At 63.9% G+C, this 21314-nt stretch carries 19 protein-coding genes; 9 read left to right on the top strand and 10 right to left on the bottom strand.

Annotated elements, in window-relative coordinates; all coding sequences use genetic code 11:
- Positions 1-9: 9 nt before the first annotated feature.
- From AC3WLT_RS00450 to deoC, 7 genes are all read right to left on the bottom strand, one after another.
- Positions 10-1560 (bottom strand): sugar ABC transporter ATP-binding protein, encoded by a 1551-nt coding sequence (locus AC3WLT_RS00450; RefSeq protein WP_492589728.1) that lies wholly within the window; start codon positions 1558-1560, stop codon positions 10-12.
- A 61-nt stretch (positions 1561-1621) separates the two neighbouring features.
- On the bottom strand, positions 1622-2626 hold the full coding sequence (locus tag AC3WLT_RS00445; RefSeq protein WP_492589726.1) for an autoinducer 2 ABC transporter substrate-binding protein: 1005 nt from the start codon (positions 2624-2626) through the stop codon (positions 1622-1624).
- A 114-nt stretch (positions 2627-2740) separates the two neighbouring features.
- Complete coding sequence (locus tag AC3WLT_RS00440; protein WP_492589724.1) at positions 2741-3787, bottom strand: ABC transporter permease; 1047 nt, start codon at positions 3785-3787, stop codon at positions 2741-2743.
- Positions 3788-3821: 34 nt separating this feature from the next.
- Entirely contained in the window at positions 3822-4793 is a 972-nt protein-coding gene (rbsK, locus tag AC3WLT_RS00435; RefSeq protein WP_492589722.1) for a ribokinase, read from the bottom strand.
- The gene (locus tag AC3WLT_RS00430; RefSeq protein WP_492589720.1) at positions 4790-4945 is read right to left on the bottom strand and encodes a hypothetical protein; all 156 of its coding nucleotides are present in this window, start codon (positions 4943-4945) and stop codon (positions 4790-4792) included. Before AC3WLT_RS00430 ends, rbsK begins: the two co-directional genes overlap by 4 nt.
- 61 nt (positions 4946-5006) lie before the next feature.
- The gene (locus AC3WLT_RS00425; protein ID WP_492589718.1) at positions 5007-7418 is read right to left on the bottom strand and encodes an aldehyde dehydrogenase family protein; all 2412 of its coding nucleotides are present in this window, start codon (positions 7416-7418) and stop codon (positions 5007-5009) included.
- Positions 7419-7434: 16 nt separating this feature from the next.
- Positions 7435-8445, bottom strand: coding sequence for a deoxyribose-phosphate aldolase (deoC, locus tag AC3WLT_RS00420; protein WP_492589717.1), 1011 nt, complete (start codon positions 8443-8445; stop codon positions 7435-7437).
- A gap of 506 nt (positions 8446-8951) precedes the next feature.
- Here deoC and AC3WLT_RS00415 point away from each other — a divergent pair.
- The 6 genes from AC3WLT_RS00415 to AC3WLT_RS00390 all read left to right on the top strand — a co-directional run bounded on the left by AC3WLT_RS00415 (position 8952) and on the right by AC3WLT_RS00390 (position 15226).
- On the top strand, positions 8952-9581 hold the full coding sequence (locus AC3WLT_RS00415) for a TetR/AcrR family transcriptional regulator (protein ID WP_492589715.1): 630 nt from the start codon (positions 8952-8954) through the stop codon (positions 9579-9581).
- 193 nt (positions 9582-9774) lie between these two features.
- The gene (locus AC3WLT_RS00410) at positions 9775-10923 is read left to right on the top strand and encodes an acyltransferase family protein (protein ID WP_492589713.1); all 1149 of its coding nucleotides are present in this window, start codon (positions 9775-9777) and stop codon (positions 10921-10923) included.
- 327 nt (positions 10924-11250) lie between these two features.
- Positions 11251-12603 carry an MFS transporter gene (locus AC3WLT_RS00405; RefSeq protein ID WP_492589711.1) on the top strand — a complete coding sequence of 451 codons (1353 nt, stop codon included), beginning with the start codon at positions 11251-11253 and terminating at the stop codon, positions 12601-12603.
- A gap of 33 nt (positions 12604-12636) precedes the next feature.
- A complete protein-coding gene (locus AC3WLT_RS00400) occupies positions 12637-13296 on the top strand; it encodes an RraA family protein (RefSeq protein ID WP_492589709.1) in 660 nt (219 codons plus the stop codon).
- 106 nt (positions 13297-13402) lie between these two features.
- On the top strand, positions 13403-14215 hold the full coding sequence (locus AC3WLT_RS00395; RefSeq protein ID WP_492590112.1) for a class II aldolase/adducin family protein: 813 nt from the start codon (positions 13403-13405) through the stop codon (positions 14213-14215).
- A gap of 84 nt (positions 14216-14299) precedes the next feature.
- Positions 14300-15226, top strand: a complete 927-nt coding sequence (locus AC3WLT_RS00390; protein WP_492589707.1) for a 2-hydroxyacid dehydrogenase — start codon at positions 14300-14302, stop codon at positions 15224-15226.
- Here AC3WLT_RS00390 and AC3WLT_RS00385 read toward each other — a convergent pair.
- Positions 15220-16200, bottom strand: coding sequence for a LysR family transcriptional regulator (locus AC3WLT_RS00385; protein WP_492589705.1), 981 nt, complete (start codon positions 16198-16200; stop codon positions 15220-15222). The two genes, AC3WLT_RS00390 and AC3WLT_RS00385, sit on opposite strands and share 7 nt — an antisense overlap.
- A gap of 143 nt (positions 16201-16343) precedes the next feature.
- On the opposite strand from AC3WLT_RS00385, the gene AC3WLT_RS00380 reads away from it, so the two are divergent.
- Entirely contained in the window at positions 16344-17573 is a 1230-nt protein-coding gene (locus tag AC3WLT_RS00380; protein ID WP_492589703.1) for a Zn-dependent hydrolase, read from the top strand.
- Positions 17574-17580: 7 nt separating this feature from the next.
- A complete protein-coding gene (locus tag AC3WLT_RS00375; RefSeq protein ID WP_492589701.1) occupies positions 17581-18534 on the top strand; it encodes an HpcH/HpaI aldolase/citrate lyase family protein in 954 nt (317 codons plus the stop codon).
- On the opposite strand, the gene AC3WLT_RS00370 is transcribed toward AC3WLT_RS00375, so the two are convergent.
- Positions 18531-18686 carry a hypothetical protein gene (locus AC3WLT_RS00370; RefSeq protein ID WP_492589699.1) on the bottom strand — a complete coding sequence of 52 codons (156 nt, stop codon included), beginning with the start codon at positions 18684-18686 and terminating at the stop codon, positions 18531-18533. The two genes, AC3WLT_RS00375 and AC3WLT_RS00370, sit on opposite strands and share 4 nt — an antisense overlap.
- On the opposite strand from AC3WLT_RS00370, the gene AC3WLT_RS00365 reads away from it, so the two are divergent.
- On the top strand, positions 18685-20001 hold the full coding sequence (locus tag AC3WLT_RS00365) for an MFS transporter (RefSeq protein WP_492589697.1): 1317 nt from the start codon (positions 18685-18687) through the stop codon (positions 19999-20001). The two genes, AC3WLT_RS00370 and AC3WLT_RS00365, sit on opposite strands and share 2 nt — an antisense overlap.
- A gap of 198 nt (positions 20002-20199) precedes the next feature.
- Here AC3WLT_RS00365 and AC3WLT_RS00360 read toward each other — a convergent pair whose 3' ends face one another.
- Positions 20200-21312 carry an acetoin dehydrogenase dihydrolipoyllysine-residue acetyltransferase subunit gene (locus tag AC3WLT_RS00360; protein ID WP_492589695.1) on the bottom strand — a complete coding sequence of 371 codons (1113 nt, stop codon included), beginning with the start codon at positions 21310-21312 and terminating at the stop codon, positions 20200-20202.
- Positions 21313-21314 lie beyond the last annotated feature (2 nt).

The following is a 21314-nucleotide window of genomic DNA, read 5'->3' as shown; positions in this document are numbered from 1 at the left end:
TGGCGTCCTCTATGCGGCTTCCGAAAGCAGCGCGTGATACAGGTCGGCTTCGCTCAGCGCGTCGGCAAGGTATTCACTCGCGACGCGCCCTTTCTTCATCATCAGGATTCGGTCGCAGTTCTGCAGCAGTTCCGGCAGGTCGTCGCTGATCAGGACGATGCCGATGCCGCGTTGCGACAGGCGCTGCATGATGCGGTAAATGATGTCCTTCGATCCGACGTCGACGCCGACAGTCGGTCCATGCAGGATCAGCACGCGCGGATCGATGGCGAGCCAGCGGCCGATCAGCACGCGCTGCTGGTTGCCGCCCGAGAGCGACTGCACCGGCTTGTCGACGCCGGGCGTCGCGATCTGCAGATCCTTCACCGTCTGTTCGGCGAGCGCCTGCGCACGGGCGCGGTCGATCTGGCCGCAGCGGTCGCGCAAACTGGAGATCATGGCGGTGATCACGTTGTCGCGGATCGGTTTATCGAGGAATAGTCCTTCGTTCAGGCGGTCTTCCGGCACGTAGCCGATGCGATGGCGTTTCGCGTCCGACGGCGTGCGCAATGCGATAGCCTTGCCGTCCACGATGACCTGCCCCGACTGCGCGGGGGCGACGCCTGCCAGTGCCCGCGCCAATTCGTTGCGCCCCGAATCCAGCAAACCGGTGACACCGAGAATTTCGCCGCCACGCAGCGCAAACGACACATCATTGAACTGGCCGGCGCGCGTCAAACCGCGCACATCGAGCACGACATCCTGCCCAAGACCGCCCTCGCGATAGCGTTCGTTCGACAGGTGACGCCCCGTCATCAACTCGCTGATCTGCGCTTTCGTGAATTGCGCGATCGGTCCTTGCGCCATTTTTTGTCCGTCGCGCAGCACGATCACTTCCCCGCCGATCGCGTAGCACTCGTCGAGCTTGTGGCTCACGAACAGCACCGTCACGCCCTGCGCGCGCAGATTGGCGAGCACTGCGATCAGGTTGTCGACTTCCTTTTGCGTGAGTGACGTCGTGGGCTCGTCCATGATCACGAACTTCGCCTCGCTGGCGATCGCGCGGGCAATCGCAACCAGCTGACGCGTCGCGAGCGGCAATTGTTCGATGAGCGTCGTCTGAAAATCGGCGTCGCCGGGCAGACCGACTGCTTCGAGCGCACGCGCGGCCGTGCGCGCCAGCGCGCGCCGGTCGAACGTGCGGGCGAGCCTGCCTTCGTGCAGCGCCAGCTCGGACGTGAGCGCGACGTTTTCGGCCACGCTCATGTTCGGCAGCAGCGACAGATCCTGATAGACGGTCTCGATGCCTGCCGCGAGCGCTTCGAGCGCGGAGAGCCGCGCATGCCGCACGCCTTCGATCACGAGGACGCCTTCGTCAGGCGGCTGCGCACCGGAGATGATCTTGATGAGCGTGCTCTTGCCGCAGCCGTTCTCGCCGAGCAGGTGATAGATCTGGCCGCGCTCGAACGAGAGGCTCACACCGCGCAATGCATGCACGCCGGTGAACCGTTTATGCACGCCGCAGACCTGTAGAAAAGGCTGCGACGGTTGAGGCTGCGATGACGATGCGTCTTGATTCATGATGGCGAACCGCTAGTTAAGGCGTGCCCGCATGGGCACGCCGTGGCACCTGAAACACGGATCAGAACGGATACTGCTTGTAGTTCGACTTGTCGACGTTCACCCAGCCCTGGCCGCGCACGATGATGCCCTTGCCCGGTCCCTTGGCGACCGTGACCTTCGTATAACCAGGGATGCCGAGATCGGCTCCGTTCTCGACCGTCTTGCCGTCCACCAGCATCTGCGCGACCTTGTTCATCGCGATGCCCGCAAGCTTCGGATCCCAGAACGCGATGCCGTTGATGGCGCCGCTTTCGAGGAACTTGCCTGCTTCGGTCGGCAAGCCCGTGCCGTATACGCAGATCTTGCCCTGCATGCCGGCTTCTTCGACCGCGCGGCCAATGCCGATCACGTCGAGCGAGGACGACCCCTGGAAGCCTTTCAGGTCCGGATGCTTGCGCAGCACTTCCTTCGCGACTTCATACGCGCGCTCGCCGTCGTTGTTGGTTTCGAGCTTCGGCTCGACCAGATTCATCTTCGGATATCTGGCCTTAGCGTTGCCAATGCCGCCGTCCGCCCATTGCACCTGCGAGCGGCTGCCGAGCGAACCGACCAGCACGGCCCATTTGCCGTCGTCGTGCATGCACGACGCAAGACGCTCGTTCAGCCCGGCGCCGTAGGCGGTGTTGTCGAACGCTTCGATGTCGACCATCGTGTTCTTCGCGTTGTCGGCCTCATGGGTGACCACCTTGATGCCGCGATCCATCGCTTTCTTCAGCGCCGGTTCGAGCGTCGGCGGATCGTAGGGCACCACGGCAATCGCCGTGACTTTCTTCGCGATCAGGTCCTCGATGATCTTCAGCTGCTGCGCGGCATCCGCGCGGCCCGGGCCGGTCTGATAGGCGTTCACACCCGGGTTGTCCTTCGCGAACTGCTTGACGCCGTCGTCCATCCGGTTGAACCAGTTGATGCCGGTCACCTTGACGACCGTGACGATCGTCTCGTTGGTTGCAGCTTGCGCGGCGGCGATCACGCCCACCGCGAGGGCGCCTGCCGCAAACGCGGTGCCCAGTCGAGTCAATTTCATGCGATGTCTCCTTTATCGTTCGATGTCGCCCCTCTTCACGATCGCGGACAGCCAGGGCTCGTTGTCCGCCGCGTACTGAAAACCTTGTTGTGCCTGCTAGCGTCTGCTCGAACGCTAACGCTTCGGCGCCGCGCCTGCGCCGCCTGCACTGCCGCCTCCGCCGAAGCCAAAAATCGCCCGCACCCGCTCGCCGCCCGCGAACGCCAGCGACAGCAACAACAGAAAACCCCACGCGCAATCGCCGAAAAACTGCGACACGCCCAGCAGATTGAACAGGCTCGACAGAAATTGCAGCACCGTCGCGGCAAAGAACACGCAGACGATGCGTCCATGCCCGCCCGCGGGGTTCACGCCGCCCATCACCGCGATCAGAATCGCGATCAGCAGATATGAATTGCCGTAGTCCCATTTCGCACTGGACGTATGCGTCGTGCTGATGAGCCCCGCCAGTGAAGCGAGCACGCCGCACATGGCATAGGTCGTGATCAGCATTCGCGCGCGCGGAATGCCGGCATAGAACGCGGCTTTGGGATTGGTGCCCATCAGATAGAGGCGCAGGCCGAACGGACTGCGTTTGAGCAACCACCCCAGCACGGCGACCGCCGCGATAAAGATGCAGAACGCAAGCGGCACCTGAAACACCGTACCGTTGCCGATATTCGACAACGGATCGACATAGTCGACATGCACCGACGCGCCGTTGCTGAGCACCACGGCGACACCTGTAAACAACAGCTGGGTGCCGAGCGTACAGAGAATCGGCGTGAGCCGGAGACGCGCGATGACCACCCCGTTCAGCAGGCCGCCAAGCAACCCGACCGTCAACACGATCGCGCAGAACAGCGCCGTATAGAGCGCCGGCGAGTCGTCGCCGTTGACGAAATGCGGCACGGCCATGGCGGCGGCCATGCCCGAGAGGTTCGCCAGTCCGACGCCGGACAGGTCGATCCCGCCATTGCCGGACACCATCGACAGCATGATGCCGAGCGCGAGCAAACCGAGTTCGGGCAACTGGCCGCCCATCGATTGAAGGTTGTCGATGTCGACGAACTGCCCGTGCGATAGCCACGTCGCGACCAGCACGACGAGCACGTTGACGATCAGCAGAAAATTCAGTTGCCGGTCGGCGAACAGTTTTCCAGCGGCGAACGAGGACTTCATGGTGACGGCGATCTCCTTCGACCTGCGCAAACAGTCAGAATGCCTGTGACGTCTGGCCCGACTGGCCGGACTGATTCAGGACCCGCTTCACTTCGTCGAGCGTCGGCATGGAGGGCGCCGTGCCCGCACGCGTCACGGAAATGCCCGCGAGCGCGCAACCGAAGCGCATCGCCGAGACCGCATCGTCGCCGCGCGCCAGCGCCGCCGCGAAGCCGCCCGTAAAGCCGTCGCCGGCGCCGGCGGTTTCCACCACGCGGCCGCAGCGGTAAGCCGGCACGTGTACCGATCGGCTCGCCGAATGCAGCAGCGCACCGCCTTCGCCGAGCGTGACGATCACCGCGCCGGCGCCTTTGGCGAGCAGCACATCGGCGGCACGGCGCGCATCGTCGGCATTCGCGATCGGCACGCCGGTCAGCGCGGCGGCTTCGGTTTCGTTCGGGGTGATGTAGTCGCACAACGGAAAAATTCCGTCGTCGAGCGGCAACGCGGGCGCCGGATTGAACACGGTCGTGACGCCGTGTTTGCGCGCCACTTCCAGACCGCGGCGCGCGGCGGACAGCGGTTGTTCGAGCTGCGTGACGAACACGCACGCGGCAGCGATGTCGGCTTCGATCGCGTCGACGTCGGCTGCATTCATCGTGCCGGCCGCACCGGATGCGACGATGATCGCGTTCATGCCGGTGGTGTCGTCGACAAAGATATGCGCCGCGCCGGTGGAAACGCCCTCCACGATCGACGCGCGCGCCGTGATGCCTTCAGCAGCCCACGTCGAGCGGGCAATCGCGCCGAACGCGTCGTTGCCGATGCGGGTGCAGAAAACCACTTCGGCGCCGGCACGCGCCGCCGCGACCGCCTGATTCGAGCCCTTGCCGCCCGGCCCCATCGCGAACGCCGAGCCGGCGATCGTCTCGCCGATCAGCGGCATACGCCCGGCGCGAAACGTCAGGTCGGTGACGTAGATGCCGAGAATGACGACGCGCCCGTTTGCTTGCTGAGGCGCGTTCATTTGCGCTCCCCTCGCGCAGCCTTGCCCGAGAGGACTTCGTTTGGGGCATGACGTACATGAGCTGCATGACGTGCATGACGCGTATGACGTGCGCGCGGCGCATCGGTATGCAAAAGCGCGGTATTCAACAACAGGTCCAGATTCTTCAGCACGTTGTCTCCTCCATTTTCTGGTTGGCGTGCGTGTCATTCAGACGGCGATTCCGACTGTCGATCAGTCACCGTACGGTATCCAGATGTTCTTCACCTGCACGGCCTGGCGCAGAAACGGCAGGCCTTCACTTGAGCGGTCGAACCAGTCGAACCGACGTCCGTGATCGACGAACGTGCGCTTCAGATTGCCGATCGACTCGCGTTCGACCAGCGCCGAATCCGCCGCATTGCCGAAGCACCAGACGGCATCGACGTCGTCGTGCCTGGCAAGCGCCGGCAGCAGCGCGCCGCGCTCACCCGTCACGATGTTGAGCGCGCCGCCGGGCACGTCCGAGGTCTCGGCCACCTGATAAAAGTCGGTGACCGTAAGCGGACACGCCGCACTCGGCAACACGACGACGCGATTGCCCATCGCAAGCGCGGGCGCCGCCAGCGAAACGAAACCGAGTAACGGCGCCTCGTCCGGACACGCAATGCCGATCACGCCGAGCGGCTCGTGCATCGCCAGCGCGACGCCGCGCAGCGGCGGCGTATGGACGGCGCCGTCGAACTTGTCGGCCCACGCGGCGTACGTGAACAGACGCGTCACCGCTGCGTCGACTTCCGCACGCGCCGCCGCTTCCGTGGCACCGTTTCTCACGACGAGCTGCCGCGCGAATTCGTCCGCGCGCACGGCGAGGTTCTCGGCGAGATAGAAGAGCACCTGAGCGCGGCTATGGGTGCTCGCCTGCGACCACTTCTGCGCCGCCCGCGCCGCTTCGACCGCGTTGCGAATGTCCTTGCGGTTGCCCTCGCCCACTTCGCCGACCGGCGTGCCGTCCGGTGCGTGAACCTGCAACGAATAGCCGCTGTCCGGCCGCACCTGCTTGCCACCGATGAACAGCTTCGCGGTGCGGTCGATCAACGCGACATTCGCGACGTTCGTGACACTCGACGGCTGATCACGCTTGCCTGCGCCTGCCGCTGCCGGAGCAACCGCCGGCCGACGCTCCGCAAGGTTGAGCCACGCACGCGGTTTCAGATATTCGTAGATGCCCTCACGTCCGCCTTCGCGCCCATAGCCCGATTCGCGATAGCCGCCGAAGCCGACCGCCGCGTCGAACAGGTTCGTCGCATTGATCCACACGACGCCGCACGCAAGGCGCGGCGCGATGTCGAGCGCGCGGCCGATCGTCTCGCTCCACACGCTAGCGGCGAGCCCATAGCGCGAATTGTTGGCGAGTGCGATGGCTTCGTCGGGGGTACGAAAGCTCATCGTCACCAGCACCGGGCCGAAGATTTCTTCTTGTGCAAGCGTGGAGGCCGGCGCCACACCGGCGACGAGCGTGGGCGGATAAAAGCAGCCGCCGGCCGGCATCGCGGCATTGGGCGATTGCCAGACCGAGCAGCCCTCGCGCCGCCCGCTTTCCACCAGCGACTGGATGCGCTCGAGCTGCACCGGATCGACGATCGCGCCGATATCGATGCTCTTGTCGAGCGACGTGCCGACCCGCAGCGTCTCCATGCGGCGCTTCAGCTTCGCGATGAAGCGCGCTTCGATACCTTCCTGCACGAGCAGCCGCGAGCCCGCGCAACAGACCTGCCCCTGGTTGAACCAGATCGCGTCGACTACGCCTTCCACCGCACTGTCGATATCCGCATCGTCGAACACGATGAACGGCGACTTGCCGCCGAGTTCGAGCGTCAGCGATTTACCCGAGCCGGCCGTGACCGAGCGGATCGACCGTCCCACCTCTGTCGAACCCGTAAAGGCGATCTTGTCGACCTGCGGATGCGCAACCAGCGCCGCGCCGGTCCGGCCATCGCCCGTGACGACGTTCAGCACGCCCGCGGGCAAGCCCGCGCGCTGCGCGAGTTCGGCGAACAGCAACGCGGTGAGCGGCGTGTATTCGGCGGGCTTCAGCACGACGCAGTTGCCCGTTGCAATCGCCGGTGCGATCTTCCACGCGAGCATCAGCAGCGGAAAATTCCACGGCACTATCTGACCGACCACACCGAGCGGCGCATAACCGGCCAATTCGCTGTCCTGCAGCTGCGCCCAGCCCGCGTGATGCAGGAAGTGCCGCGCGACAAGCGGCACATCGATATCGCGCGTCTCGCGGATCGGCTTGCCGTTGTCGAGCGCTTCGAGCACGGCGAACAGCCGGCTATGACGCTGGACCATGCGCGCGAGCGCATACAGGTGCCGTGCACGTCCGGCGCCGCCGAGCGCGAGCCAGCCCGGCTGCGCGGCGCGCGCCGCGGCAACGGCCGCGTCGATATCGGCTGCATCGCCCTGGGCGATCCCGGCAAGCCGCTCGCCCGTCGCGGGCGCGTACGAGACGAAACGCTCGCCGGCGGCCGGCGCATGCCACGCGCCGCCGATGAAATGCCCGAAGCTCGCCTCGTGTTGCGCGAGCCATGCGCGCGCGGGCTGGTCGTCCTCGGGTGCGGGACCGTACTCCAACGATGAAAAATACTCGGCTACGCTCATGGGATCGGTCTTGTGTTCAGGCTACGGGGTGACGGTTGAAAGCGGAATAACGGCCGCTCACGTGATGTTCGAGCTGGCGTTCGATATCGGCCAGCAGACTCGACGCGCCGATCCGGAACAGCTCCGGTTCGAGCCACGGCCGGCCGAGTTCCTCCTTCATCAGGATCTGGTACGACAGCACCGACTTCGCGCCCGACACGCCGCCCGCCGGCTTGAAGCCGATCGGCACGCCGGTGCGCTCCCGGTATTCGCGGATCATGCGCACCATCACGAGCGACACGTCGAGCGTCGCGTTGACGCCCTCCTTGCCGGTCGACGTCTTGATGAAATCGGCGCCGGCCATCATGCAGACCATCGATGCGCGCGCAACGTTGGAGAGGGTGCGGATGTCGCCGGTCGCGAGAATCGTCTTCAGATGCGCGGGACCGCAGGCAGCGCGGAACTCGCGCACTTCGTCGTAGAGCGCCCGCCAGTTGCCTGTGAGCACGTATTCGCGCGTGACGACGATGTCGATCTCCGTCGCGCCGTCCGCAACCGAGGCCTCGATCTCCTTCAGCTTCAGCGGATGCGGACTGAGCCCGGCCGGAAACCCTGTCGATACCGCGGCGACCGGAATACCGCTGCCATACAGCGCATCGGCCGCCGCCGCGACGAAGCGGTGGTACACGCAGACCGCGCCCGTCGTGATCCCCTGCGGCGCGATGCCGAGCGCTTCGAGCAGATCGGCGCGCACGGGCTGGCGCGCCTTCGCGCAGAGGCGCCGCACGCGGCCCTCGGTGTCGTCGCCGTTGAGCGTGGTGAGGTCGATGCAGGTGACGGCCTTCAGCAGCCATGCGGCCTGCGCATCCTTCTTGACGGTGCGGCGCGTGGCGAGCGTGGCCGTGCGCCGCTCCACCGCGGACTGATTGACGCGCAGGCCGTCGAGCCATGACGCGTCGAACGGCGTGCCCGGGTTGCGCACTGGATGGATGAGCGGCCCGCCGCGCAGCGCGACGACCGACGAAGACAAGGAAGGAGCTTCAGGCATGAGACATCCGAAATATTGATGCGACGCACAACACCGGCCGCCGATTCGTTCGCGCCTATGCTACAACGATTGATATAATTATCACAAGCTTTGCGAATAGATCGTTACATTCACAAAGATTTCGGCCCGCCTTAACACCATAAGTGTTACTTATGCACCATATTCATGGTTCAAATATCACAATCACGGTCGTGGCAAATCGCAGCACACACAAAGAAAAGAATTCCGTCGCCCCTCATGCGCGGCGGCGAAGTGGATGGCGCCGCCATGCAGGCGGCTTGAAAACCCCGGTTGCGCGGCCGGTCCGGCGCTCGTTCCCGGAGGCGCCGTGGTCCAAAAGGTCGTCAGCAGGTCGATGCTTGTAAAATGAAGCTTCAACCGACCTCTTTCGACTATGCAAACCAGGCATCGCCCACACCAGCCCGACGCGCCTCGACAAGCGGGCAATTCCGGATCCGCGGCCGTAGTGACATCGCGCGAACTCGCACTCACGCTCCGGAGACACCATGGATAATCCCACCCGTTCGGAACGCTCCCGCCGAGCGGCGCTCCAGGCGGCGCTCACCATCGTCGCTCGCGATGGCCCGGGTCAGCTCACGTTTGACGCGATCGCTCGGGAAAGCGGTATGAGCAAGGGCGGACTGATGCATCAGTTCCGCACCAAAGGGGATGTGCTGAAGGCGTTGCTCGAGCATGAGATCGAGTACTTCGAGAATTTCTCGCGCAACTACCTTGCTGCGAATGGAGAGACGAAGGCCGAGCCCAATCTCGCAGCAGAGATCGCCACCATGCGCGAAGCCACGGACAATCCCCATTCCGCGGGTTTTTCCATCCTTGCCGCTCTGGTCGAAGATCCCTCGCTGCTGTCCGCCACGCGCGAGACCACCGCGCAGAAGGTCAAGCATATCAAGGCCGAGGCGGCCGACCCGGACCTGGCGCTCCTGCGCTGGGCAGCAGCCAGAGGTCTGGTGTTTACGGCCCTGCTTGGCCTCTGCCCGCTTTCCGAAAAGGAGCGCGGACGTTTGTTCGATCGGCTGCTTGACGAAGACCAGTGGCCGCAAGCTGCTGAGCTCAATAAGAAACCGCGCGCCGCACGCTCGCCGCGTAACGCCAGGAGCGGCGCTCAAAACGGTTGAAACCAATGCGTAAAGTGCGCATATTCCGCGCAGCCCCCGCCGCCACTTTCCAACGAAAGGACATACCGCGGAGTTCGTGTTTGACGACGGCGGAGGGCATCCGGATGGACATTAATTTCACGATTTTTTTTCGATTTTTGTCGTTGAGCGCGGAGGTAAGATCGTCGCAGCCTGAATAAAAAAGGGGCAGAAAATGGCGATCACCTTGAATCTGCCAGCGTCCGCGAATTTGAATAAATCGTTAAAGATCGACGCCATTCGATTCATCGCGGCTTTCTGGGTCTTGATGTATCACTTCAAGCCGCCCGCTTTCAAAGAACTTCTCCCGCATCAGCTGGCCTTCCTCGGCGGCGCGTTGTGGTCCGGATCGACAGCGCTGTTTGCGGGGCCCGCCGCAGTCATCGTGTTCTTTGTCATTTCCGGCTATTGCATCCACAACGCTTATCAGAAGGATGTCACGCTCAAGCCGGTCAACTATTACGCATCCCGATTCATCCGTATCGGCTTGCCGCTGATCATCCTGCTATGCCTCGTCCAATCGTTGCCGACGGGGCAAAATTATCTGGAGTCCGTGCTTTGGTCGCTCTACTGCGAGATGGTGTATTACGCCGTTTATCCGATCTTGCGGCCCCGGTTTCGCTACATCGGTGAAATGATCGTCGGCAGCACGATTGCAGCCGGCGTGATGGTGGCGGCGGTTCGTCTGTTTGGGCACCCCGCGTGCCGCGGCTGCGTCTACGAGACGTATCGCATCCCGGGTACCGCTTTACTGTATGCGGCTGGATGGATTTTTGGCTGCCTGATCGCGGAAACCCAGCGCAATGCGGAGCAGTTTCACGTGCGTGGCGCGTATTCGCCGCTCACCATGATGATCAAGCGCGGCCTCGATCGGAGCACTCGTTACCTCGCAAACCATCTGGTTGCGCTGCGAGTGACGGTTGCCGCAGCCGGGGCGGCAGTCATGATTCTGCTGTCCGAATCGAATCTCAAACCGGCGCTCGTGCCGCTGATTACGCCCGATATCACGCTGCCGCTATTTCAGTTTCTGGCGGCGATCTGGATCGCGACGGAAACAGCCACGCCTTCCAAAGCCGGCATTTGGTCCCGACTGGCTGCTTTCGGGGCGTGGTCCTATAGCCTCTATCTTTGCCACAAGATGGCGCTTGCCCTGCTGGAAATGACCGGGTTCGACGGCACATCCCGCTTAGCATGGTTCGTCCAGGTGGCATTGGCGTTCGCCATCAGCTATGCGTTCTACCGGATGATCGAAAGGCCTTCACATCTGATTTCCCAGCGACTGAGGAAATACACAGCGAGTGCGCCCGCTACGCCGGCGACTTGAGCGCGGAGATACCCGTTCTGCGTGGCGTTGCGTTTGATAGAGCCGCGTTGCGTTTGATAGAGCCGCGTTGCGTTTGATCGAGCCGCGTAGCGTTTGATCGAGCCGCGTAGCGTTTGATCGAGCCGCGTTGCACGCGACAGTAGTCGCGGCTTCCAGATTCTCGCAACAGGAATCACGGCGCGCCTCATCATTCGCACCATTAATACAAAGGATTAGAAAACAGACTTTTACTTATTGTTTTTGGCTTCCGATAAAGGCGCCAGGCCATAGCGCAATGGCTGTGTTCATCACCTGAACCTGAAACCGCCATGCCCCAAGGAGAAGCCCATGACTTCCTTACGCCCCGCCGACGCGTCCTCCACGCCAGACGGCACACAAAGCAACATGAAAAAAATCGCCGTCGCGAGTGTGATCGGCACGACCGTCGAATGGTATGACCTGTTCGTCTTCGCAACCGCGTCCGCGCTCGTCTTCAACAAGGTGTTCTTTCCGGGCTTCGTGCCGTTGACCGGCACTTTGCTGGCGTTCGGAACCTTCGCGTCCGCCTACCTCGCGCGGATTGCCGGCGCGGCATTGTTCGGGCATTTCGGCGACCGCCTCGGCCGCAGGGCCATGCTTCTGGTTTCGCTCGTCATCATGGGCATCGCGACATTCACGATCGGCCTGCTGCCGAACTATGCGTCGATCGGCATCTGGGCGCCCATTCTGCTGCTCACGCTGCGCATCGTCCAGGGCCTCGCGCTCGGCGGCGAATGGGGCGGCGCCGTGCTGATGGCCGTCGAGCACGCACCGGCCAACAAACGCGGACTGTACGGCTCGTGGGTCCAGATCGGCGTGCCCGCCGGCACGCTGATCGCCAACCTGGCCTTTCTGATCAGCAACGCCGTGCTCGCGAACGAAGCGCTGCTTTCGTGGGGCTGGCGCATTCCGTTTCTCGCGAGCGCGTTGCTTGTCGGCGTGGGCCTGTACATCCGTCTCAACACGTCCGAAACACCGTCGTTCCGCAAGATCAAGGAGGCCTCCGCGCAGGTCAAACTGCCGATCGCCGATGTGCTGACCAGGTACTGGAAGCAGGTGCTGCTCGGCGGTATCGCCACGATGTCGACCGGCACCTCCTTCAATCTGATCGTCGCGTTCGGTCTTACCTACGGCACGCAGACACTCGGCTTTTCGCGCAACGCGATGCTGTCCATCGCCCTGCTCGCCTGCGCGCTGTGTATCGTGCTGCTGCCGGCCTTCGGCAGGCTGTCCGATATCGTGGGCCGCAAACCGGTGATCATCGGCGGCATTGTCGCTGAAGCGCTGTTCGCGTTCCCGCTCTTCTGGCTGCTGGATACCCGTGAATTTCCGTTTGCCCTGATCGGCTATCTGCTGATGATGACGGCGTTCGCGGCGAACTACGGCCCCATCGCAACCTTCCTCGCCGAGCTGTTCGGCACCGAGGTCCGATACTCCGGCCTGTCCGTCAGCTACATGCTGTCCGGGCTGCTCGGCAGCGCCGCCACGCCGATCGTGACGACGGCGCTGCTGTCCGCCACGGGCCGCGGGTCGTCGGTCGCGTGGTACATGATCGGCTCGGCGGCGGTCTCCGCATTCGCCCTGGTGCTGCTCGCCGAAACGCTTCGCAGGGATCTCTCTTCGATGGCACGCGCCAATGCCGCCACGGCAAGCCTGTCGTGAATGCCGGACATCGGATCTGAACAGACTGCTCGCATGCAAGCCAATCCCGACACCTCCTTGTTACACGGCCTCGATACCGTCAGCCTTCCGACGCTCGGCCACTTTCTGGAAAACGGTTTCGCGGATCACCGCATTCGCGCGCTGGTGCCCAACGTGAAGGTGATCGGGCGCGCCGTGACGCTCAAGCTGACATCGCCCGATGCCGTTCCGGTCAACCGCGCGCTAGCGCAACTGAAACCCGGCGACGTGCTGGTGATCGACATGAACGGCGATCACCAGCACGCGCCGGTCGGGGCGGTCACAGCATGTGCCGCGCGCAGCACCGGCGCGGCCGGCATCATCGTCGACGGCGTGGTGACCGATTGGCTCGAACTGCAGCGCACGGGGCTCCCGGTCTTCGCGCGCGGCACCTCATTGCTGACGACGAAAAAACGCGACACCGGTTCAAGCGCGTTCAACGAGCCGGTTGTTTGCGGAGGCGTCGTGGTGCGGCCAGGCGATATCGTGCTGGCCGACGACAACGGCGTACTGTTCAGCGATGCGCCGACCCTCGCCGCCGTGATCGACATGGCGCTCGCGTCCGATCAGGCGGAACCCGCGTTACTCGCGCGTCTCGACGCGAAAGAACCGGTTCGCGATGTCCTGCAATGCTTCATGCCGCCCAGTATTCAAGCGGCTAATGATCAGCATTAGAACAATAAGGTTGACGAGCCCCCCAACGCCAGCGAACACTACACGCATGACAGCACGTGCGAATCTGGAGTCTTTTGAAATGCAAACGAAGCAATCGCCCGATCCCATGCGCGACAAGTCCGCGCCGCTCGGCGCCAGAATCGGCGCCCGAGTCGATACCCGCTCCGATGCCGAACAGCACGTACGGGAGGAGCTGGCGGCACTCTACCGCCTCGCCGCTCACTTCCGCATGACGGACATGATCGACACGCACATCACGGCACGTCTGCCGGACCGGCCGGGCGAGGCGCCGGCCTTCTTGATCAACCGCTACGGCGTGCTTTTTCACGAGATGCGCGCGTCGGATCTGGTGAAGATCGATCACCACGGCAACGTCATCGACGAACGCGCGCACAGTGAGCCGGAACTGTTCCGGGTGAATGCCGCGGGTTTCACGATTCATTCGGCCATCCACGCAGCGCGCGACGACCTGCATTTCGTGATCCACACGCATACGGCGGCCGGAACCGCGGTGTCGGCGCAGGAGCATGGGCTGCTGCCGATCAGCCAGCATGCGCTGAAGTTCTACGGCAAGCTCGCTTATCACGACTACGAAGGCATCGCGCTCGAACTCGGCGAGCGCGAACGGCTGGTGCGGGATCTCGGTTCCTGCAAGGCGATGATCCTGCGCAATCACGGACTGCTCGCGGCAGGCGCGACGGCGGCCATTGCCTTTCACGAGATCTATTTTCTCGAGCGGGCCTGCCAGGCGCAGATTCAGGCGCTGGCCGGCGGCACCGCGCTGCGCATTCCACCGCGCGAAGTATGCGAGTTGACCGCCGCCCAGTTCGATCGCGAGGACTCGGCGGAAATCGCGGACGTGGCATGGCGCGCGGCGCTACGGCTCATCGACGACCCGCAATCCGATTACCGCAGCTAGTTTCCCGCGGCCAGGTCCCGCAGCCTGGCCCGCTTCACCCTTCGCGATACGTGCCGTCGCCATGCACGTATCGCCAACGACGCCATGACCAAACTTGTCCTGATGAGTCGTGACTACGACATGTCACACCTCGTGCCGCCGATCCTGCGCGCGGCCCCCGAACTCGACGTCGTGATGCACGGCACGCCTTCAGCCGAGGACGCCGAAATCGCCGTATGCTGGAACCCGCCGGCGGGCGCGCTTGCGTTGCTGCCGAAACTCCGGCTCGTGCATAGCATCGCCGCGGGCGTCGACAACATCCTGTCGGACCCTGCGCTTCCGTCCGTGCCATTGTGCCGGGTCGTCGATCCGCAACACGCGCGCGGCATGAGCGAATTCGTCACATGGGGCGTGCTGCACTATCACCGTCAGCTCGATCGCGTGCTGGCCAATCAACGCGTCGAACGCTGGTTCCGCCACGACCAGCGCGATCCGTCCGAATGCGCGGTGGGCGTCATGGGACTCGGCGAGATCGGCAGCCGCGTCGCGCTGGATTTGCAGCGCTTCGGCTTCGCGGTGCGAGGCTGGGCCCGCAACGCGCGCGAATTGCCGGGCGTGGCGACCTTCGCCGGCTCGCAGGGCTTCGAGCCGTTCCTGGAAGGGACAGACATCCTCGTCTGTCTGCTGCCGCTCACCGAGGAAACGCGCTTGATCCTGAACGCCAACACCTTCGCGCATTTGCGCCCGGGTGCGAAGCTCATTCACGTCGGACGCGGCGAGCATCTGGTTCCCGCGGACCTGATCGCGGCGCTCACGAGCGGCCATCTCGGCGGCGCGATTGTCGATGTGTTTCCGACCGAGCCGTTGCCCAAGGACGATGACTTATGGCGCGCGCCCAATCTGATCGTCACGCCGCACATGGCGTCGGTGGCGAGTTCGGAGACGATCGGCGCGCAGGTGGCGCACAACGCAAGACGGCTGATGCGCGGCGAACCCTTGAGCAATGTGATCGACGCAGCGCGCGGCTATTGAGCGTCGGGAGCGTCGGGCGAGTGGGCTGCTGCGCCTTGCTCCTGCCCGTCGATGAACGCATTCAACGAATCGATAAACGCGGCTTCTGCGGTGCTCAGCTTGCGGTCCAGTGACCACAGCATGTAGATGTCGAGATCGGCCACGCCTTCGTCGGGCGGCAGCCGCTGCAGGCGGCCCTGCGCAATGTCGTCGCGCACGACGTGCTCCGGCAGGCAGCCGATGCCGAAGCCCGCGAAAATGAAACGCCTGACCTCGGTCATGCTCGACGAAGAGCCGACCACCCGCCCCGTGAAGCCCATTTCGTCGCGAAAGAAGGTGAGCGGCGACAGGTGGTCACCCACCTTGTCGCCGGTGAAAGAGACGAACTTTTCGCCGGCCAGGTCCGCGACGCGAAGATCGCTGCGTCCAAAGAGCGGATGGTGGCGTCCGCAGAAGAGCGCGTAACGCTGACGAAGAAACACGCGGCTATCCACTCGCCTGGGCAACGCGCGCCGCGGCGTCAGTCCGAGCGTGGCGGACTTTTGCTGAAGGCTGTTCACGACATCGGCGCTGCGCATTTCCTGGCTCTCCAGTTCGATGCGCGGATACGTGCGGTGAAAGTCTGCCAGAAAGGTGTCGTAGGCCGGAAAATCGATACCGCTGACGGTGGCCACGCGCACCATGCCGGAAATATCGTGATCGCGATCCACCTCGGCGAGCGACAGACGCGAGATCGTGCCATACACGTCTTCGGCGATCTGCTTCACTTCGATACCGGCCTGCGTCACCTCGATACGCGGTCCGTGACGATCCACCAGCCGCAAGCCGAGCTGCTCTTCCAGACGGCGCAACGCCTGGCTGACGGCGGGCTGCGTCAGATGCAGCTTAGTGGCCGCCCGGCTCACGCTGCCCTCCTTCGCGATCGCCAGAAACGTCCGCAGCAGGTTCCAGTCCAGACGGTCGTTCAGGTAAGTATCCGGGCGCTCTTTGCTCACAATGAGCCTCACTGGTTTCATCATCCGCCAAAATTATACTTAGGATAAGAATTAGAAATTAGACTAATCTTTTTTGATTTCCGATAAAGGCATCACGACGAACCCGACGCCGCCCTCGCGGCTGCGAATTCAGGAGTGTGATGATGCTGAAAATCGATGGTGAACGGCTCTGGACGAGCCTGATGGAGATGGCAAAAGTCGGCGCCACAGCCGGCGGCGGTGTGCGGCGCCTCGCGCTGACGGAGCAGGATGCGGCCGGACGCGCGCTCTTTTCGCAATGGTGCAGCGACGCCGGTCTCACACTGTCCGTCGATCAGGTGGGCAATCTCTTCGCCCGGCGCGCGGGCAAACGCAACGACGCCGCTCCTGTGGCCAGCGGGAGCCACCTCGACACGCAACCCGAAGGCGGGCGCTTCGACGGCGTCTATGGCGTGCTCGCGGCGCTCGAAGTCGTCCGCACCCTGAACGACGCAGGCATTCAGACCGACCGTCCCATTGAAATCGTCGTCTGGACCAACGAGGAAGGCGCCCGCTTCACCCCGGCCATGCTCGGCTCGGCCGCCTTCACGGGCGTCATGCCGCTCGCGCAGGCGCTGGCTACGCGCGACGCCGCAGGGATTTCCGTCGCGCAGGCTCTGCACGCCACAGACTACGCCGGCGCGCGCGCCGTGCCCGGCATCGTCTTCGACGCCTACTTCGAAGCGCACATCGAACAGGGTCCGGTGCTCGAGGAAAGCGGCGTGCCGATTGGCGTCGTCACGGGCGGCCAGGCGATTCGCTGGCTCGACGTGCGCGTGCGCGGACAGGCGGCGCATGCGGGCACCACGCCGATGCAGTACCGGCGCGACGCGCTGTTCGGCGCCGCCGAAATGGCCGCGGAGCTGGAGAGCATCGCGGCGGATTTCTTCCCGCAAGGGCTCGCGACCGTGGGTGAGCTACAGATACGCAACGCGTCGCGCAACACGATTGCGGCGGACCTGTCCTTCACCGTCGACCTTCGTCATCCTGACGACGCGTTGATCGGCAAAATGGAAAGCGCGTTGCGCGAGCGCTTCGAAGCGGTCGCCAAGCGCCGCCGTCTGGAGGTCGAGGTCGCGCAGCACTGGGTCAGCCCCGCCACGCCGTTCGATCCGGACTGCATTGCCGCTGTCGGCAACGCGGTTCAGGCACTGGACTATCCGCATCAGCGCATCGTCAGCGGCGCCGGCCACGACGCAATTCATCTCGCGAAGCATTGTCCGACCGCGATGATCTTTATCCCCTGCGTCAACGGCCTGAGCCACAACGAGGCAGAAGACGCGCTGCCCGAAGACGTGACACGCGGCGCGGACGTGTTGCTGCACGCGATGCTCGCGCGTGCCGGTCAAAGCTGATAAGCGCATGAACGCTCACCCACCCCCACGTCCGCCGAGCCTGCGGCGCACCTGGCTCTTCGTCCCGGGCAACGACACTCGCGCTCACGAAATCGCCCTGCACAGCGGTGCGGACGCTATCGCCGCGGATCTCGAAGAGATGACTGCGCCTGAAGACCGGCCGCGCGCACGCGAACGAATCGTGACGCTCTTGCGCGACTCAGCCGCGCGGGGCCTGTTCAGCTCGGTGCGGATCAACAAACTCGAACAGGACGGATATGCCGATCTCCAGGGCGTCATGCGCGGCATGCCGCGCGCCATCTTCCTGCCGCATGCGGAACACCCGGATCAACTCGCCGCTCTCGACCGCGCACTGTCCGGCATCGAACGCGAACGTGGGATTGCGGCAGGCTCGACGGAGATTGTTCCAACTATCGAGTCCGCGAAGGGCCTGGTCCATTTGGGCGCACTACTTCAGGTCAGTGCACGGATAAGGTGCTGCATGCTGGCGGTCGAAGACCTTGCGGCGAATCTCGGCGCGCGCCGCACGCCCGGCGGTCACGAATTGCTGTACGCGCGAAGCCGCTTCCTGATCGAGTGCATCGCCGCCGGATGCGTACCGATCGATCTGCCCTGTACGTATCGATCCGCTGAGGTGCTCGCCCTTGACCTCGACGTCTCGACACAACTTGGATTTGCTTCGAAGAGCGTCGTGTTTCCGGAACACGTCGCGGCGATTCATCGTGCGCTCACGCCGGCTGAAGGCGAGGTGCGGGCGGCGCATGCGCTGGTCGAAGCACATCACGCGCAACAGGCCGGGTTTGCTGCTGCCGGCGCCGCATGGATCGACTATCCGGAGCGCAACAACGCCCAGCACCTGATCGCGCGCGATGCTCGGTTGCGCGAGTTCCATGAGCATCGCGACGCGGGAGCAACACGAATGAGCAGCATGAGCATTAGCCGCCCTGATAGTAAGGATTAGAAATCCGAATTTTGTCGGCGCATTTCGGCGACCGATAAAAGCGGCTGGTCACACAAACCCACAAGATGCAGCGGTCGCAAAGCATAGACGGCGACGAAATCCGCCGCCGCCCCCGCAGCGAGCGGCCGCATGTTCACGAACAGGATTCCCATGTCCCACCCCGAACAGACTCATCAACCGGTACGCGCCGCGACCGCGGCGTTTATCGGCACGGCTGTCGAGTTCTACGACTACTACACCTACGCGACCGCGGCCGCGCTCATTCTCGGCGAAGTGTTCTTCCCGAGCAGCAACCACTTTCTCAGCACGATGGCCTCGTTTGCAACGTTCTTCGTCGGATTCGTCGCACGCCCGTTGAGCGGAGCAGTGTTCGGCCATCTCGGCGACACGCTCGGACGCAAGAAAATGCTGCTGCTGACCATGTTTCTGATGGGGATCGCCACCACTGGCATCGGTCTGCTGCCCGGCTACGACAGCATCGGCATCTGGGCGCCCGTCCTGCTCGTGCTGTTGCGCATCCTGCAGGGCATCGCGGTGGGCGGCGAATGGGGCGGCGCCGTGCTGATGGCAAGCGAACATGCACCGGCGGGCCGCAAGACGCTCTTCGCGTCGTTCCCACAGATGGGCAGTCCAGCCGGCCTGATTCTTTCGTTGATATCGTTCCGGCTCGTCACCTCGCTCGATCACGCGAGCTTCGTTGCCTGGGGTTGGAGATTGCCGTTCCTCGCCAGCTTCGTGCTGCTTCTGATCGGCATGGCGATCCGTCTGGGCGTCAAGGAATCGCCGGAGTTCGAGCAGCTCCGCAAGAGCCGCGAGGTGGTGAAATTTCCCGTTGCGGAGGTGTTGCGCACCGCGTGGTATCCGATCGTGCTGGCAGCGATGGCCACGACGATCGGCTCTGCCGGATTCTTCTTCACCAACACCTTCATGATTTCGTATGTCACGACTTATCTCGGCATGTCGAAATCGTTCATTCTCGATTGTCTGTTCGTCGTCACCGTCATCCAGTTGTGCTCGCAGCCGGTTTCGGCGCTGCTGGCTCAACGTTTCGGCGAGGCCCGCTTTCTGACCTATGCCGCCGTGCTGTCCATGGTCACCCCCTACCCGATGTTCGTGCTCGTGACGACGCAAAATCCGGTCGCGATCATCGCGGGCATCTCGCTCGCGGTGGTGACCCTGTCCGCGATCTACGCGGTCATCGCCGGCTTTATGACACCGGCGTTTCCGACTCAGGTACGTTACTCCGGCATTTCGATCGCCTATCAGCTGTGCGCGACGATCGCCGGCGGCACGACCCCGCTGATCGGCACCATGCTCGCGCAGAACTACAAGGGCGAGTGGTTGCCGCTGGCGGTTTTCTTCAGCGGGCTCTCGGCGGTATCGCTGTTTGGCATCGTGGGCCTCGAACGTTATCGCAAGGGCATGCGCGCGGACTCCATGGCCGCATCCGCCACCCGGTCCGCATGATACGAAGACCGTACCAGCGGCCCGGCCGCCACCTCGCGAAAGCCCATCGGCCTGGCGTGCAGCCACGCAGGCTTCGGCAAGGCCTCGCCGCCGGAAACCGGCACGATCTTCACCGGAATCCGCGCAAGCTTGTCGACGCTGCGCTTGCCATGCTGACCGAGCGCGGTGACGCTATCGCCATGCAGGGCGGCGTCCCTCTCAACGCCCCAGAAAATCGTCGAGCAGGCGATTGACCTCCGAGGCCGCTTCCATCTGCACCATATGCCCCTTTCCTTCGAGCACGTGGACGCGAATGTCGCCCGGCAGGCCCTGCGCATGCGCGGCGGGAATGATCTGGTCCTGCGCGCCCCAGATCACCAGCGTGCGCGGCGCAAGCTGAGCGAGCCGTTCGCGATAGCCGGCGCGCTGCACATTGCCGTCGAACGCCGACGACGCGATCTTGCACAGCGCATCGTTCACGCCTTCGAGCCGCTTGTACTTGACGATGTCCTCGACCAGCTGACGCGTCACCAGCGCCGGGTCGGCGAAGAGTTTCGCCAGATGCGGCTTGAGCGTGTTACGGCTGCTGCCCTCCACAAAGCCGCCGATGTACTCGCCGTTGATCTCCTCGCCGAGACCCGCCCCCGAAATCAACGCAAGCGAAGCAACCCGCCCCGGCGCTTTCGCCGCGACCGTCATCGCCACTAGCGCGCCCATCGAATGTCCGATCAGATGCGCGCTGCCGATGCCGCGATCGTCGAGGAACGCGATCACGCTGTCCGCCAGTTCATCGGCGCTGCCGGTTTCGACCGCTTTGCCGGACTCACCGTGGCCCGGCAGATCGAGCGCCCACACGGTGCGATGCGCGGCGAGCTCGGTATGATTGAACAGCCAGTTGTTCAGGTCGCCGCCGAAGCCGTGAATCAGCACTGCCGGTGTGCCGCCCTCGCCGAGCTTCAGATAGCGCACGGTGCGCCCGCCGATCTGAGCTTTCTCCGGTTGCGGGCCGCTTTCACCCGCGTCCGCGCTGGCCGGCACGAAGTCGCGCTGGAACGCTTCGACCGCGGCATCGATTTCCGCGTCCGGCGTTTCCGCGTCGGCCACCACCGCCAGCAACGCGCCGACCGGCAGCGTATCGCCCTCCTGCGCGATCTGCCGGCGCAAGATGCCGTCGAACGCACATTCGACGCCTGATGAGATCTTGTCCGTCTCCACGTCGAGCACTTCGTCGCCCTTGGCGACCTTGTCGCCGACGGCCTTGAGCCAGCCGTTGACCTGCCCCTGCTCCATCGACAGGCCCCACTTGGGCATCGTAATCATCTGAATCGGCATCG

The sequence above is a fragment of the Paraburkholderia sp. FW306-2-2C-D06C genome (assembly GCF_058781505.1).
This window is presented reverse-complemented; position numbering and strand designations above follow the sequence as displayed.

Excerpts from the sequence above, each read along its gene's own strand:
- AC3WLT_RS00360 (WP_492589695.1), bottom strand. The coding sequence starts at position 21,312 with ATGCCGATTCAGATGATTACGATGCCCAAGTGGGGCCTGTCGATGGAG.
- AC3WLT_RS00370 (WP_492589699.1), bottom strand. The coding sequence starts at position 18,686 with ATGGGAATCCTGTTCGTGAACATGCGGCCGCTCGCTGCGGGGGCGGCG.
- AC3WLT_RS00380 (WP_492589703.1), top strand. The coding sequence starts at position 16,344 with ATGCTGAAAATCGATGGTGAACGGCTCTGGACGAGCCTGATGGAGATG.
- AC3WLT_RS00400 (WP_492589709.1), top strand. The coding sequence starts at position 12,637 with ATGCAAGCCAATCCCGACACCTCCTTGTTACACGGCCTCGATACCGTC.
- AC3WLT_RS00450 (WP_492589728.1), bottom strand. The coding sequence starts at position 1,560 with ATGAATCAAGACGCATCGTCATCGCAGCCTCAACCGTCGCAGCCTTTT.
- AC3WLT_RS00415 (WP_492589715.1), top strand. The coding sequence starts at position 8,952 with ATGGATAATCCCACCCGTTCGGAACGCTCCCGCCGAGCGGCGCTCCAG.
- AC3WLT_RS00445 (WP_492589726.1), bottom strand. The coding sequence starts at position 2,626 with ATGAAATTGACTCGACTGGGCACCGCGTTTGCGGCAGGCGCCCTCGCG.
- AC3WLT_RS00440 (WP_492589724.1), bottom strand. The coding sequence starts at position 3,787 with ATGAAGTCCTCGTTCGCCGCTGGAAAACTGTTCGCCGACCGGCAACTG.
- AC3WLT_RS00365 (WP_492589697.1), top strand. The coding sequence starts at position 18,685 with ATGTCCCACCCCGAACAGACTCATCAACCGGTACGCGCCGCGACCGCG.
- AC3WLT_RS00410 (WP_492589713.1), top strand. The coding sequence starts at position 9,775 with ATGGCGATCACCTTGAATCTGCCAGCGTCCGCGAATTTGAATAAATCG.
- AC3WLT_RS00395 (WP_492590112.1), top strand. The coding sequence starts at position 13,403 with ATGCGCGACAAGTCCGCGCCGCTCGGCGCCAGAATCGGCGCCCGAGTC.
- deoC (WP_492589717.1), bottom strand. The coding sequence starts at position 8,445 with ATGCCTGAAGCTCCTTCCTTGTCTTCGTCGGTCGTCGCGCTGCGCGGC.
- AC3WLT_RS00405 (WP_492589711.1), top strand. The coding sequence starts at position 11,251 with ATGACTTCCTTACGCCCCGCCGACGCGTCCTCCACGCCAGACGGCACA.
- AC3WLT_RS00375 (WP_492589701.1), top strand. The coding sequence starts at position 17,581 with ATGAACGCTCACCCACCCCCACGTCCGCCGAGCCTGCGGCGCACCTGG.
- rbsK (WP_492589722.1), bottom strand. The coding sequence starts at position 4,793 with ATGAACGCGCCTCAGCAAGCAAACGGGCGCGTCGTCATTCTCGGCATC.
- AC3WLT_RS00390 (WP_492589707.1), top strand. The coding sequence starts at position 14,300 with ATGACCAAACTTGTCCTGATGAGTCGTGACTACGACATGTCACACCTC.
- AC3WLT_RS00425 (WP_492589718.1), bottom strand. The coding sequence starts at position 7,418 with ATGAGCGTAGCCGAGTATTTTTCATCGTTGGAGTACGGTCCCGCACCC.